This is a genomic window from Chryseobacterium sp. ERMR1:04 (assembly GCF_001297705.1).
Taxonomy (GTDB): Bacteria; Bacteroidota; Bacteroidia; order Flavobacteriales; family Weeksellaceae; genus Chryseobacterium.
Window position 1 is genome coordinate 38,492 of sequence record NZ_LIRF01000008.1, and the last position, 14,607, is coordinate 53,098.

At 33.5% G+C, this 14,607-nt stretch carries 17 protein-coding genes; 4 read left to right on the plus strand and 13 right to left on the minus strand.

Annotated features, from left to right (window positions below):
• Positions 1 to 28 precede the first annotated feature (28 nt).
• From AMQ68_RS17390 to greA, 5 genes are all read right to left on the minus strand, one after another.
• Positions 29 to 244 (minus strand): hypothetical protein, encoded by a 216-nt coding sequence (locus tag AMQ68_RS17390; RefSeq protein ID WP_054511885.1) that lies wholly within the window; start codon positions 242 to 244, stop codon positions 29 to 31.
• Positions 245 to 249: 5 nt separating this feature from the next.
• Complete coding sequence (locus AMQ68_RS17395) at positions 250 to 2,214, minus strand: T9SS type A sorting domain-containing protein (RefSeq protein WP_054511886.1); 1,965 nt, start codon at positions 2,212 to 2,214, stop codon at positions 250 to 252.
• Between the two features lie 77 nt (positions 2,215 to 2,291).
• Complete coding sequence (gene clpX, locus AMQ68_RS17400) at positions 2,292 to 3,479, minus strand: ATP-dependent Clp protease ATP-binding subunit ClpX (RefSeq protein ID WP_054511887.1); 1,188 nt, start codon at positions 3,477 to 3,479, stop codon at positions 2,292 to 2,294.
• Between the two features lie 64 nt (positions 3,480 to 3,543).
• A complete protein-coding gene (locus AMQ68_RS17405; RefSeq protein ID WP_054511888.1) occupies positions 3,544 to 3,933 on the minus strand; it encodes an HIT family protein in 390 nt (129 codons plus the stop codon).
• A 25-nt stretch (positions 3,934 to 3,958) separates the two neighbouring features.
• A complete protein-coding gene (gene greA / locus AMQ68_RS17410; protein ID WP_054511889.1) occupies positions 3,959 to 4,429 on the minus strand; it encodes a transcription elongation factor GreA in 471 nt (156 codons plus the stop codon).
• 109 nt (positions 4,430 to 4,538) lie between these two features.
• Between greA and AMQ68_RS17415 the strand changes: the two genes are divergently transcribed.
• From AMQ68_RS17415 to AMQ68_RS17430, 4 genes are all read left to right on the plus strand, one after another.
• Complete coding sequence (locus tag AMQ68_RS17415) at positions 4,539 to 4,991, plus strand: hypothetical protein (RefSeq protein ID WP_054511890.1); 453 nt, start codon at positions 4,539 to 4,541, stop codon at positions 4,989 to 4,991.
• Position 4,992: 1 nt separating this feature from the next.
• On the plus strand, positions 4,993 to 5,442 hold the full coding sequence (dtd, locus tag AMQ68_RS17420) for a D-aminoacyl-tRNA deacylase (RefSeq protein WP_054511891.1): 450 nt from the start codon (positions 4,993 to 4,995) through the stop codon (positions 5,440 to 5,442).
• A 30-nt stretch (positions 5,443 to 5,472) separates the two neighbouring features.
• Positions 5,473 to 6,156 (plus strand): FKBP-type peptidyl-prolyl cis-trans isomerase, encoded by a 684-nt coding sequence (locus AMQ68_RS17425; RefSeq protein WP_054511892.1) that lies wholly within the window; start codon positions 5,473 to 5,475, stop codon positions 6,154 to 6,156.
• Positions 6,157 to 6,276: 120 nt separating this feature from the next.
• On the plus strand, positions 6,277 to 7,965 hold the full coding sequence (locus AMQ68_RS17430; protein WP_054511893.1) for a S8 family peptidase: 1,689 nt from the start codon (positions 6,277 to 6,279) through the stop codon (positions 7,963 to 7,965).
• A gap of 107 nt (positions 7,966 to 8,072) precedes the next feature.
• On the opposite strand, the gene AMQ68_RS17435 is transcribed toward AMQ68_RS17430, so the two are convergent.
• The 8 genes from AMQ68_RS17435 to AMQ68_RS17475 form a co-directional block, all read right to left on the minus strand.
• A complete protein-coding gene (locus AMQ68_RS17435) occupies positions 8,073 to 8,585 on the minus strand; it encodes a hypothetical protein (RefSeq protein ID WP_054511894.1) in 513 nt (170 codons plus the stop codon).
• 46 nt (positions 8,586 to 8,631) lie between these two features.
• Positions 8,632 to 9,165 carry a hypothetical protein gene (locus AMQ68_RS17440; RefSeq protein WP_054512851.1) on the minus strand — a complete coding sequence of 178 codons (534 nt, stop codon included), beginning with the start codon at positions 9,163 to 9,165 and terminating at the stop codon, positions 8,632 to 8,634.
• A 436-nt stretch (positions 9,166 to 9,601) separates the two neighbouring features.
• Positions 9,602 to 10,972, minus strand: coding sequence for a DUF4153 domain-containing protein (locus AMQ68_RS17445; RefSeq protein ID WP_054511895.1), 1,371 nt, complete (start codon positions 10,970 to 10,972; stop codon positions 9,602 to 9,604).
• Between the two features lie 50 nt (positions 10,973 to 11,022).
• Positions 11,023 to 11,508 carry a Coq4 family protein gene (locus AMQ68_RS17450; protein ID WP_054511896.1) on the minus strand — a complete coding sequence of 162 codons (486 nt, stop codon included), beginning with the start codon at positions 11,506 to 11,508 and terminating at the stop codon, positions 11,023 to 11,025.
• 305 nt (positions 11,509 to 11,813) lie between these two features.
• Positions 11,814 to 12,653, minus strand: coding sequence for a metallophosphoesterase (locus AMQ68_RS17460; protein WP_054511898.1), 840 nt, complete (start codon positions 12,651 to 12,653; stop codon positions 11,814 to 11,816).
• Between the two features lie 74 nt (positions 12,654 to 12,727).
• Complete coding sequence (locus tag AMQ68_RS17465) at positions 12,728 to 13,018, minus strand: transcriptional regulator (protein WP_054511899.1); 291 nt, start codon at positions 13,016 to 13,018, stop codon at positions 12,728 to 12,730.
• A gap of 59 nt (positions 13,019 to 13,077) precedes the next feature.
• A complete protein-coding gene (locus AMQ68_RS17470; protein ID WP_054511900.1) occupies positions 13,078 to 13,695 on the minus strand; it encodes a hypothetical protein in 618 nt (205 codons plus the stop codon).
• Between the two features lie 137 nt (positions 13,696 to 13,832).
• Positions 13,833 to 14,597 (minus strand): enoyl-CoA hydratase/isomerase family protein, encoded by a 765-nt coding sequence (locus AMQ68_RS17475; protein ID WP_054511901.1) that lies wholly within the window; start codon positions 14,595 to 14,597, stop codon positions 13,833 to 13,835.
• Positions 14,598 to 14,607 lie beyond the last annotated feature (10 nt).

Here is a 14,607-nt window from a genome sequence, read left to right on the forward strand (position 1 = left end):
AGAGAGTTTAAAATATTTTAATAAAATTTTATATTTTTTGAGTTTTGTACTTTTTAGTATAGAATGCAATAAATAGTATTGCAATAGCCCCTAAAACGTAAACATACATATCAATAGGGGAAGGAGCACCTGGCCCAACAACCGCCTGTACCGTCGGGTCATCTATATTAATTGTCTTTTGTGCATGTCCCATAAACACAACAAAAAGAAAGAAAGCACCTACTAGTTTATTTATAGTTTTCATATATTTTATTTTAAGATTTTGGTATTAACAGTTTCTCCTTTATCAGAAACAATTTTTACTACATAAGAATTTTTAATAGAATTATCTAATTCAATTACGAAATCTGTAGAAGTATTTACTGCTTTCTTAGAGATAACAAGTTTACCACTCATATCATAAACTTCAATATCTGCTTTTTTCCAGTTTGGATCAAATCTAACAATATAGTTAGTAATTTCTGGGTTGTAAACAACCATAGTTCTAGAAGAATTAACAGTAGTACTAGGTCTAGTAGCTAAAACATTACGGTTAGGTTCTCCATAGTATAAATCATAAACATCATTAGTTACAGGAACTGTTTCACCTTGTTTTGCTTGCATTACAGATCCATTCGGAGCTTTATAATAGAAACCGGTACCCGTTGAAAGTTGATGTGTTCCGTTAGAAACTAACTCAGCATTTTCTCTAATTTCAAATTTATAAGACTTAATTTGAGTACTGTAATTCTTCAAAACAATATTTTTCCCTTTGAAATCATTTTCGTTAGCTTCATTAATGTATAACCAATAATTAGAGCTATAATTAGCATCAATACCTCCTGTTGAAGATTCTTCAAAAGTTCCTAAAAGATTTGCAGTACTCGCTGTATATTGAGTCTTTTGGGCAGAAGTATGACCTGTCGTACCATTTGGATAAACAACATAATATGTTCTATCCAATTCTTTCCCATTAGCATCAAGAGCAATAACTCCTAATTGTTTAACAGTTCCGGACGCTCCATTTTTGTTTGCATTAACATTGTAAGCAGTAGTTGAAGCCCTTCCATAATAATTAAATCGTCTTAAATTACCAAAGTTAAGCACATCATTATTACTATTGTTATTAAGCTTAATGGTAAATGCACCAAAAGGTCTAACTAATAAAGATGAAGCATCTCCCGTAGGGACTCCAGAATTAAAAGTAACAACTTTATAAGCAGTAGCTGAACTACCTGCATTATTAAGAACAACTCCACTTGCATCGGTTCTTACCCCATATATATTACTAAGATTCACACCATCACCATTTGCTTCATTAATTCCGATGTTGTTTAAATCTAAGTTAGTAAGATAAGGATTGGCAAATTGGTATATATTCTTACCCCAATTTCCCTGCCATGCACCTGAAGATCCATTGAACTCATCTGTAAGATAAGAATTATATTTCTCACCGTAGACGTTCGTGTTTTGTCCGCTAGATCCGAAAGTAACATTTGCACCTGCACCATTTAATGTAGGAGAAGCATTAGAAAACGATCCATCATCAGAAACAGGACGACCTTTAATTGTTCTGGTAGTAGTAAGATCTAAATTATTACCACCTACCATAAGATAATTAAAACTAGGAACTACTTCCCCAAATCTAAGATTTAGATTATTAAGATGATAACCAATAACATCATAATTTCCATATACAAGAACCTCATTTTTAGAGTATCGTTGTGTTGAGAAAGTTTTCCCAACTTCAGGACCTAAAGAAGTCACTGTTTTTTGGAAAAAAGGCATACCCATTTGTTGGTAATCTCCTTGATTAACTTGTCTCATTTCTTCATCAACAATACCAACTATATTATTTTGTGGAACACCAGTAATATATAGCTGTCCATAAGTGTATACGGGAGGTGTTGTACCGCCATCGTTAGCGTTTTGTTGATTATACGCAGTAGGCTCATTAAGCTTGTTAACGAAGTTCCCTCCTGCATTAGATTCTGTTTTGTCTACATTTCCAGTAGTAATTGTCTTAAAGGAATCAGTGTTTGTTCCGCTCACCATAAAATTACCGTGATTTTCTACAACACCTGTTCCTCTCATTTGTACGCCTCCACCAGAATAAACCAGTGTACCTTTACTCACGTACGTAGTAGCTGTGTCATCTACGTGTAGTAGAACATTCTGCGCCTGAACAGAAAACCCAGCTGCTAATAAACCAATAGCAAATAAACTTTTTCTCATTGTATGTAAATATTTGTGTGTTAATACAATCTTCACCCGCAAAGGTATATTTTTTTCTCCTAGGAAAAAAATATTTTTTATTTTTTAACAAAAATATTATCTTCGGTCAGTACGATTTCTTTCTCTTCACCTATTGAAAACATATAGTCCTCAAGTACTTTTTCTGTAGTTCCTCTAAGTCCTCTGGCTCCCAGTCCCTTCTCCATTGTTTCCTCTACAATTTTCTCAATTGCACCGTCTGTAAACTCCAATTTTGTGTTATCCATTTTAAAAAGTTCCACAAATTGATTAACAATTGAATTTTTTGGTTCTTTCATGATACGAACCATTACTTCTTTTGTGAGTTTATCAAGGTAAGTGATGATTGGAAATCTTCCTAAAAGTTCGGGAATTAATCCGAAAGTACGAAGATCAATTGCATTAATATTTGTTAATACATAATCATCTTCATCTACTTTATTGATCTTTTCAGAGCTGAAACCTATTGCCTGCTTATTCATTCTTCTTTCGATGATCTCTTTGATCCCGTCAAAAGCTCCACCCGCAATAAATAAAATATTTTGAGTATTTACCTGAATATATTTTTGGTCAGGATGTTTTCTTCCTCCCTGAGGTGGAACGTTTACAATGCTTCCCTCTAATAATTTCAATAAACCTTGCTGAACTCCTTCTCCTGAAACATCTCTTGTTAAACTTGGATTATCAGATTTTCTTGCAATCTTATCTATTTCATCAATAAATACAATTCCTTTTTCTGCTTTTTCCACGTCGTAATCGGCAACCATCAAAAGTCTTGACAAAATACTTTCTACATCTTCCCCTACATATCCTGCCTCAGTTAAAATTGTTGCATCTACGATACAAAACGGAACGTTCAACTCTCTGGCAATTGTTTTCGCCAATAACGTTTTCCCGGTTCCCGTTTCCCCAATCATAATGATATTAGATTTCTCTAATTCCACTTCTCTGTTTTCGTTCTTAGCGTGAAGTAATCTTTTATAATGATTGTAAACTGCAATAGACAATTGCTTTTTAGCCTGGTCTTGTCCTATCACATATCCATTAAGAAATTCTTTGATCTCTTTAGGCTTTTTAAGCTCATCAATATTTTCTGCAGGAGACTGTTCTGTTTTAGAACCTCCATCCTTTACAATTAAGTGAGCCTGTTCTATACAATTTTCGCAAATAAAACCGTTCTGGCCAGAAATAAGCATTTGTACTTCACTTCTTTTTCTGCCACAGAAAGAACATTGGTTTGAATTCATCTTATACTATTATATATGTTAAAGAAAATCGTAAAAAATTGCTTCTTTACGATTTCCTTATTTTTTAAGAATTAATAATTGAGTTTTGAATCTCTGTATATTCTTCGTTTGTTAATTTTAATCTCTCATTTTTAAAATTCATATCCTCTACCTGCTGTAAAGGAATCAAATGAATATGTGCATGAGGAACTTCTAATCCTACAACTGCCACCCCTACTCTTACACAAGGAATAGCATTTTTGACCTTCTTGGCAACTTCCTGAGCAAAACCCCAAAGGTTTTTATACGCTTCGCTGTCTAGGTCAAAAATAAGGTCAACTTCTTTTTTAGGAACTACCAAAGTATGTCCTTTCACCAATGGCATAGCATCTAAGAAAGCAACAAAATTTTCATCTTCTGCAATTTTATATGATGGAATTTCACCGTTAATGATTTTTGTGAATATTGTACTCATTCTTATTAGAATTAGATATTAATTTTTACAGCGTAATTTCAAGTACTTCGAAAGACAATTTGTTTCCGTTTGGTAAAACAATCTCTGCAGTATCTCCAATAACTTTACCTAGTAAACCTTTTGCAATTGGTGTGTTTACTGAAATTTTTCCCGTTTTCAAATCACTTTCGTTATCTGGTACCAGTTTAAATGTCTGTTCTAGGTTTGTTGCATTATTTTTAAGTCTCACTGTTGTTAAAATTGAAACTTTTGAAGTATCTAATAGGGTCTCATCTATAATCTTGGAAGAAGAAACAACATCTTTAAGTTTAGAAATTCTCATTTCCAACATTCCCTGTGCTTCTTTAGCCGCATCATATTCTGCATTTTCAGACAAATCTCCTTTGTCTCTAGCTTCTGCAATTTGCTGAGTAATCTTGGGTCTCTCTACAGTTTCTAACTGTTCCAGCTCAGCTTTCATTTTCTCTAAACCCTCCTTTGTTACATAGCTTGCCATAATTTTCAAAATTTAGTTTTAGTATAAAAAAATAATCCGACATTTGCCGGACAATGTTTTGTTGTTGTAATCGTTTAACTTTTACAAATATATAAAAATTTAAATTGAAATGAAAAAAAGTTTCTCAATACTATCTATTTTCACCTTGCTGATATTCAGTAATTTAACTATAAATTCTTGCGGTAGCAGAGAAGATACTGTCAGTTGTTTTCCGAACGCTCCTATCAGTGTAATATTAAATCTTAACCTTGCGGCTTATTATGATCTTAACAACTCGGGAGGATGGAAATATATAGATGAACAAAGCTCTGGCACTAGAGGATTAATTGTTGTACGTGGAGCAGGCAATATATTTAAAATATATGACAGAAATGCACCTCATATTTGTCCAGATTCCAATACAACGCTTGAGGTTAAAGATGGTATAACAATAGTTTGTCCAAAAGATAATGCAAAATGGATTTTATTTACTGGCCAACCAACAGCTGTTGCCAATGTTCCTCCTAAAACTTACCTCTACAACTACGATTCAGCGAGTAACGTTTTAAATATATATTATTAATATGAAAGTGGTTATTCAAAGAGTTTCTGAAGCGAGTGTAAAGGTGGATGAGAAAATTGTAGGAGCCATCGGGAACGGATTAATGCTCTTAGTAGGCATTGATGAAAATGATGAAAACACAGATGCAGATTGGGCTGTTCAAAAAATTTTGAATCTTAGAATTTTTGGTGATGAAGATGGTAAACTTAATCTTTCTGTAAAAGATATTTCAGGAGAAATTCTTTGCATCAGCCAGTTTACATTAATTGCTGATTATAAGAAAGGAAACCGCCCGTCTTTTATTAAAGCGGCAAAACCAGATAAAGCCATTCCTCTTTTTGATTATTTTAAAGAAGAAATATCGAAATCAGGACTAAAAACCGAGAGCGGAATCTTTGGTGCCGACATGAAAGTTTCTTTGATAAACGATGGACCTGTAACGATTGTTATGGATTCCATTACAAAAGCTTAAATTTACAACATATATAATTTATAACAGAAAATGAAAAAAACGTTAGTTACTTTAGTTCTTCTTGCAGGAATCAACACAGCTTATGCTCAAAAATCTTATACAGACGAGCAAAAAGCATCTTATTACATCGGTCTTGATATTGCTCAAAATCTTAAAAAGCAAGGATTTACCGTAGATCCTGATCTTTTATCTCAGGCTATTAAAGATGAGTTTTCAGATAAGGCAAGATTACTTCCAAAAGAAGAAATGGGAACTTTCTTACAAGGTTTCATGCAGAAACAAGGGGAGAAAAAACAGGCTCAGGATAAATTAAAAGCTGAAGAAAATAAAAAGAAAGGAGCTGAGTTTCTTGCAAAAAATAAACTAAACAAAAAAATAACAACTACAGCAAGTGGTTTACAGTATGAAGTTCTGACACCAGGTGACGGAAAAGCAAAACCTACTGCATCAAGCACTGCTAATGTAACCTATACCGGAAAATTGATGGACGGAACCATTTTTGATTCTACGGAAAAACAAGGGGGAAAACCTATTGAATTAAATGTTTCTGGAGTTATAAAAGGATGGACAGAAGGTATTCAATTGATGAGCAAAGGGGCTAAATACAGATTTTACATCCCTTCTGATTTAGCATATGGAGACAACGGAGCTGGTGGCGTAATTCCTCCAGGAGCAACGTTAATCTTCGATGTAGAATTGGTAGATTTTAAATAAGAATTTGATCTTTAATATCATTAAAAGCGTCTCTCAAAAAATTTGAGAGACGCTTTTTTTACAATCGAAACTTAAAATCACTATATTTATTCCCTAATTGTAGAAATAAAAAAAACGCTTATGAAAACAAGAATCTTTATATTATTTATTTCTGTTTCTTCCTTTCTTTTGGACAAAACAGAAAGGGGCAATTTCAATTACAGAAAAACTCAAATTCACACAGTCTTTACGTTTCTTTTTCTAAGAATGCCTCTAATATTGATATTATCAATTATCTACTTTAAGAAAAATCCAGCATTCAAAGAATTTGTAGAATCAAACAAAATTTCATTTGTGGATGATCTCGGTTTCAGTGATAAAAAACTGAACGAAATGCTTGAAAGCAGTAAACAAAATAAGAACTCTGGAGAATCAATCGAAAAATTAAAACGAATTTTCAAAGTTGAAACTGCTGTAAATGACAATGAAGATATTTTAAAATTAGCAGAAAGCTTTGAAAAATTCCCTGAGATAGAATATGCTTCAATATTAAGCAATGAACCTATTGAACCCCCTTCAACAGCTACTTTTGTCATTACACCTAATTTAGAGGCTTCTCAAACTTATTTATTTGATAATCCTGGAATTAATGTAAATTATGCATGGTCAAGAGGTATCACAGGACAAAATGTAAGAGTGCGTGATGTAGAATATGGTTTCCATAAGACGCATGAAATGTTAATTAACAGAAATACCATTCAATTAGAAGCCGGTGTTACTCCAAATGCAGCACTTACAACTCCAAGCAGTCCAAATTACAACTGGCTGGATCATGGAACTGCCGTAATGAGTATTTTAGGTTCAGCAAAAGATAATATTGGACTTTCAGGAAGTGCTTACAACGCTACTGAAATGAAAGGTTTTCTAGAATGGACAACCACTTCATACAACAGAGTGTCAGCGGTAACAAGAGCTATAAATGCTTCTCAGGCAGGAGATATTGTTTTGTATGAAATGCAAACGGGAGGTCAAAACTCCAATTATGTTGCTGCAGAGTATGACAATCTTATCTGGGACCTAACAAAAGCAGCAACAGATTCCGGAATCATCATTATTGCAGCAGCAGGAAATGGTAACGAAAATCTTGACTCTTCTTTCTACTCGGCTTATAATGCAAGAGGTAATAGCGGGGCTATTATTGTTGGAGCAGGAACCAATACTACCGCACACTCAAAATTAGGTTTCAGTACATATGGTTCGAGAGTGGATGTACAAGGTTGGGGACAAAATGTTTTGGCCGCAGGTTATGGTGGCTGGGCAACTTATGATGGAGATACCAACAGAACATACACCCTTTTCAGTGGAACAAGTTCTGCAACACCAATTGTATCTTCTGCAGCTATTTTAATTCAATCTTATTATCGTCAGGCTACTGGACAATACTTAACTCCGGCTGCTATGAAAAACCTTCTGGTGACAACAGGAATACCTCAAGGTGGAAATTTAACAACTAAGATTGGTCCGCTTCCAAACATCAAAGGAGCCATCGAACAGTTAGAAAAGACTCCTACTCTTTCTGCAAAAAATACAAATGTAGCTCCATTAAAAATTGAAATTTATCCTAATCCTGCATCAAATTCTATTTCAGTAAGAAGTCAGGAAAATAAGAATATTGATTTTGAAATCATCAATATGGCGGGACAATCTGTCCTTAAAAGCTCAACTTCATCTGATAGGAAATTAAATATTTCAGAACTACCAAAAGGAACCTACATTATAAATGCCACAGATGGCCAAAGAAGAGTTGTTGAGAAGTTCATTAAACAATAATTCAGGGATTTAGTCATCAATAATATAAAATTACAGATCTCAATATAATTAAAAGCGTCTCTCAAAGATTTTGAGAGACGCTTTTTTTAAATAAACTCTTATAAAAACTATTTCGCAGGAACGCTGCTGAAATTAAGTGCGATTTTTAAGTTCATATCTGAACTTGTCTGATTTTTTAATTCGTAAACCGTTCTTACCGTAAGACCTGAACTTTTTACCACTTCATCTAAAAATCCTGTATCATTAAGATCAAGATTTAAACTCGCTGCATTTGTAGAAATAGGAGAACGTGATGCCACCAATCTTTCTTTTGTACCACTTGAAGAAACGTACACTTTTATTGATTTAAGAGCACTTAAATTTCCTCCTGATGGAGACACTACAGAAACTTTGGCATCTGAAATTCTTACATCTTTAATCTGTGCATTATTATTTCCTCCGAACCAAGTCTGTACATTGGTAGCGGTTGCTGTAGAAGAAACTTCTTTATCTGCAGGAACTCCGGTAGAAACTAAAACATTGGTTGTATAGGGAAATGTATTCTGAACCAGTGACTGAACAGTCCCACAACTTACAAGAGCTGCAGAAGCTACCATGGCTGTTAAAAACATATTTTTCATAATAGTAATTCTTTTGCAGGATAACTTACAGAAATTGTACCAAAAATTATTCTACGCTTACCTTAAAACTACCTTTTGTATTTCCGGACGCCATATTGCTTTTCCCAATGATCAGCCAAACTTCTCCTTTTCCTGAAATGTCGTGGGTGAGTTCTCTACCAAAAGGCCCGTCATACTTTCCGTTAGGCATTTTTATTTGATTAAATCTAATATTAAAATCTTTTTCATTCGTTGCAATGGTAGCCTTAATATCAGATTTTTCGTAATCTGTAATTTTTAAAATCAGTTCCTGATTGTCTTTCGTAAACTCTTCTCCAAGGGTAAACGGAAGTTGAGAAGCATCAGCGGTTCTTATGATCTGCCCTTCCTTCGTATTTCTCATGACACCACTTTTCAAGACTTCTTTTGTAACCGGAGAATTATTGATAACAGAATCTCTTTTTCTTATTGCTACAGAATCTACTTTTCCTGCAGGCATTTCTGATACCATCATTGAATCTTTATTAGGAGTTTCCGTAATCGTTGCTTCTTTTTTACAAGAAATAATAATCAATGGGATCAACCATAAGGATTTTTTCATAATAGTTATTTTTAAATGAAACATTGGAGTTTTAATTTAAGCTTATTAAAAAATTCAACCACAAATCGAAGATTCGACGGAGTCAAAAGGTACAAAAGCCATGATTGAACTATTTAATTTTAGCTATTTTGAAAACAAAAGCTCTCAAAAGAATAAAAATCAAAGATTTTTAAAAACTTATGTGTTCTTGTTTGCCCTTCATTATAAACTTAAATAATGTGCTTAATCTTTTGTGACTTTTGACTCCGTCGAATCTTCGATTTGTGGTTACAATAACTAAGCTTTAAATAAGTTTAAATAATGAATCTATTGAGAAGCTAAAATTGTTCCATAAAGTATATTAAAAACTTAAAAAAAGCTTAGATTTTTATTTTTCAGGAATAAAAGTATCCTTTCTTATCGTTCTCAACATACAGCAAAACTTCAGTCTCCCCAATTATTTAATCGTTTGATAATAAAGAACCTTTGACAGAAAGCTTTCTTTCTGATGAACTCTTACTCTTTCCATAATATCCTTCTCTATGCCTTCAGAATGCTTTTCTCTAGCATATTTCAGCAGATATTCTTCATTGAAATTAACCTCAGTTTTATGATAATAATAGTCAAAATGATTGCTTTTTATATTTTGAGAAGTTATCAAGCCTCCCCAATTAAAATAGCTACACACCAAAATAGTTCCATACACATACCCAATCATTGTATTGAATAAGAAGGCATTTCTTTTTTTCTTGTGGATTTTAATGAATGTCAAGATCAAACCAATTAACGATACAATCAAAAATCCGAAAACTCCCAATCTTTTATACGTAAAACCAGAATTGATAACATATTCATAGTTTTTCATCATTGCAGAAAGAACAAGAATTATATTTAACACAACCCATATTTTGGCTAAAATTTTAAGCAATCCGGCTTTAGGATCAAAATTAAAACTCGATTTAAAATAAAACATGATCACCAAAATTGCCAATACGATTGAAACAATTACTGCGTTTACTCTTTCGTGCGTTTCTGCCGAAAGTTGATTTGGCGTTTTTACCGCTTCAAAAAACTGTTCATAATTATAGGTCGCAATAAAGAATATCAATAAAATATTTAATGAAAAGAAAGAAATAACGCCACTCATTCTTTCAGCATCCAGATCTAGAAAAGAATAGGTTGGTTTCTGAATTTTATTTTCCTCCTTGAAATTATCATCTAAAATATAATTCTGCTTGTAGATGGTTTTTTCAACCGAATAATTCCAATAATTAAATGCAAAGAAAAAGCCTAAAACTGTGATCGCTACAAGTTGCCAGAAGTTAATATCTAATTCAATATTCTTAAACAAATTCGCAAAATGATCACTTCCAGCAGAATAAACGCCAAAGAAAATAGCCAGCAGCACAAGCGGAATCAATACAAAAGCTAATGCTTTCTGCCATAATCCGGGGATATTTCTTTTCGGTAACCATTTATCAAAATTGAAAAATCTACAGAGAAACGTAAAGCAGTTGACCACAAAAACAGGAATAAGGAAAAGTATTTTCAATCTTCTGTTCTTTGATCTGTAAGATAACAGTAACAGTGAACTCGTGATCGCCAAAAATGATGGAAAATCTCCATACCAAGCAAATGCAATACTGGAGAGAATGCTTGTTACAAAAAGAATAAGAAATGTTCGAGTTCTGTTTCTTTCGGGCGTTTTATATAAGGTAAGGGAAGCATAAATAATTCCCAGAATTCCTAGATTCAATCCTATACTTTCATCATAAAATAAGATGACGAATAATAAGGTGGTGAGTAGTATATAATGATGTGTTTTCATAATGAGGTTGGATATTTCGTTAATCGTTGTTGGTTTCTAGGTGTTGGTTTTTAGTAATATACCGGAGATTGTTTTTGCTGAATAAAATCTTTCAGGTGATCAAAATTTTGCCATAAAAGGTTTTCAAAATCCCAATTGTGAAATGACCTCATGTTTCGACCTTTTTGAAAGGCTTTTCTGTAGGTTTTATAATATTCAGGAAAGACAAAAGTTCCCAACAGCAAAACCCCTAATAGATAAGCACTTCTTTTCCCGTTTCCGAAAAGCAGATATTGCATCGCAATTTCATCCTGAATATTGGTACTGAAATCGGTAATAAGGTGATAGACATCGTGGTTTTCCATTTTAGGAATCATTCTAAAGCCATGAGCCTGATAAAATTCTCCCAGTGTTTTCCCTAAGGAATCTTCTTTGAAACTTAACAATTGCTTTTCATCAAACTGCCATTGTCTTTTTTTCTTTTTAAAGTATTTTCGATATTGTTTTTGAGAATTTTCATACATGAAAAGCAGAAATTGAACACGTAGTTTTTTCATTAGTTTATTATTTTAATTAGTTATAAAAAAGGAATGAGTAAAAGAGTAATACAGGAAGATTTAAAAGAATAATCAAAGCAGATTTAAGACATATAACCAACTTCTTTTGATAAAATCCACCATAAACAAGGAGTCCAAAAAATATTATCATATTAATTATACCTCCAATACATATAAAGAATATTGCAGCTATTGCAAATTCTATGATTAGACTGAAAATAAATCCCCAAAAGAAAATATTTCCCAATAGGAATGTGATTCCAAAAGTTAGCTTCCCAATCATTAAAATATTTTGATCTTTCATACTAAGCTTGCGTTAAAGTGAAAACAGTAATTTCCGGGCGCACCATAAACCTCAACTGAAACGAATGGCCAATGGCCCGATTGATATAAAGCATTCTTCCATCTTGCAAATCAATTTCGCCAGCGATATATTTCCTGTTTTTTACAGGGAGAATGGGTGTAATTATTCCGGGAATTCTGCATTGTCCGCCGTGGGTATGTCCGCTGAGAATCCAACCTTGATACTCATTCCAAATATCTTTATCGCATGCATCTGGATTATGGCAGAGAACTACATTAGCTTTTGAGGCATCATAATCTGTCATCACTTTCATCGGATTGAAATTAGACGACCATAGATCATCAAAACCTATAAAATTTAGCCCGTTACTTTCCATTTGCGAGTTGTTGAGCATGGTTACTCCAAAACTTTCAAGGATTTCACAAATATTTTCTGCAACATCCAGCTCTTTCCAATCTTTTCCATAGTCATGATTTCCTAAGATTCCAAAAGTTCCCAAGCTTCCGAAAACCGCATTTTGTATCACTATTTTTAAATCTTCGCGTTCTTGAGATGTTCCATGATTTACAAAATCACCGGTGTAGACTACAAAATCAGGATTAAATCTTTTTGCTTTTTGAAAAGAATCTATAAGAAAATTCCAATCAAACCTACTTCCTACATGGAGATCCGAAATCTGCATTAATCGCTTTCCAATCAAATTTTCAGGCAATTTTTTTATAGGCATTTTCTTTTCCACAAATTCCAGCCAAAATGGTTCAACCTGCCATGAATACAAAACAGGAAATGCTCCGACTACCGAAATCTGTAAAAGTTTTTTTAAAAAAGATTTTCTAGTCATTTATATTTTTATTTACAATTTAAAACAACAAAGAACTTTGAATAACAAAGTAAAAAGATAAAAAAATATAGAGCTTACCTCCCTATTAATTTTTCCAACATATTTAGATGTTCAGTAAATGCTTCTCTCCCACTTTGGGTGACCCTATATGATGTTTTAGGTTTTTTACCTACAAATTCTTTCTTCACTTCTATGTAAGCAGCTTTTTCCAACGCATTGCTGTGACTGGCTAAATTACCATCTGTAATTTCCAACAGACTCTTCATTTCTGAGAAATCAACCCAATCGTTCACCATGAGAACAGACATAATGCCCAATCTTACACGGCTTTCGAATTCTTTGTTGAGTTGATTTATATTGATCATAATTTCAGGAGATAGGTTGCAGGCTTCAGGAATTAGTTTCCGAGGCGCAAATTTAGGTATTATTTATATTTTTTATGCATTATCAATCCATACACAATATGTAAAACTCCAAAGCCTAGCGCCCAAAAGAGTAATCCCCATCCTAAGAAAAATAGAGAAAGTAACCCTAAAGCAATCTGGCAATATCCTAAATATTTTACATCTGTTAAAGTATATCTTTCTGCGTTTACTAAAGCTAATCCATAAAAAATCAAAGTTGCAGGAGCTACTAAAACGAAGAGATGGTGATAAAGAAGAGCTAAACACACCATGCCGCCCGTTACCAAAGGAACGCTAAAAGTGAATAACAGTCTTTTGGTTGTAGCATCCCAAATCTTCAGTCCTTTCTTTTTACTTTTATTAGCAGTGAAAAAATACCCGCTAAGAATAGCAACAAACAGGATCAAAGTTCCAATAATGACTAATTCGCGAACTAAAGCCGGATGAAATATATTTCTGTCACCATCAAAATAGTTTATTCCCTCTCTCTGAAATACAACATACACATAACCGGCACCAATAAGCGCTGCCAAACCAGCAACCACTCCGGATAATCCGCTTAAAGAAATAAATCTGGAAGAACGCTCCATCATGGAACGAATATGTGACAGATCTTCGTGATAGTTTTTTGAATCCATATAAAGAACTTTGAAATACAAAGTTAAAATTAATTTTTAATCTGCAAACTATTTTTTCTAAAATGTAGAAATATTTTTATTAAACAAAAAAGCCGCTGAAAATATCAACGGCTAGATTTATTTAAAAAGACTGAAAACTATTTCGCTCTCAATCTTTCTTTAATAGATTCTATATTTTTCTTTGCAGATTCTTCCAAGATCAAACTTGCACTCATGTGAATTCTTGCAGGCATTAATTCATTGAAATGATCTGTTTCTTCCCAAGATACTTTTTTAATTAACGCTAAGGCATCGCTGCTTCTTGAAGCCAATGTTTGCATAAATTTATCCAACTTAACATCCATCTCTTCAATATTTTCTGAAACGGAATGATATACATTGTGTTGTTCTGCCCATTCTGCTGATCTGAAATCTGCATCAATTGCCATTGCTGAAAACTGAGATTTCCCTATTTTTCGTTCTACATACGGTCCGATTACGAATGGCCCGATTCCTAAATTGATTTCTGTTAATGCCAACGCCGAATCTTTTGTTGCAAAACAATAATCTGCTCCACAAGCAAGGCCTACTCCACCTCCAGTCGTTTTTCCCTGAACTCTTACCACTACAATTTTACCGCAGTTTCTCATCGCATTCAAAACTTTAGCAAAGCCTCCGAAAAATTTTGTAGATGCTTCCAGCTCTTCAATAGACAAAAGCTCATCAAAACTTGCTCCCGCACAGAAAGCTTTCTCCCCTGCACTTTTCACAAGAATAGCTTTTACCTCATCTTTGGCACCATCATCCAAAATGGTCTGAGCCAGCTTTTCTAAAATGGCTCCCGGAAGAGCATTACTTTTTGGAGTACCGAATGTGATCTCGGCAATATTATTTTTCAGTTCTGAAACTACGAATTCGTTCATTTTTAAATTA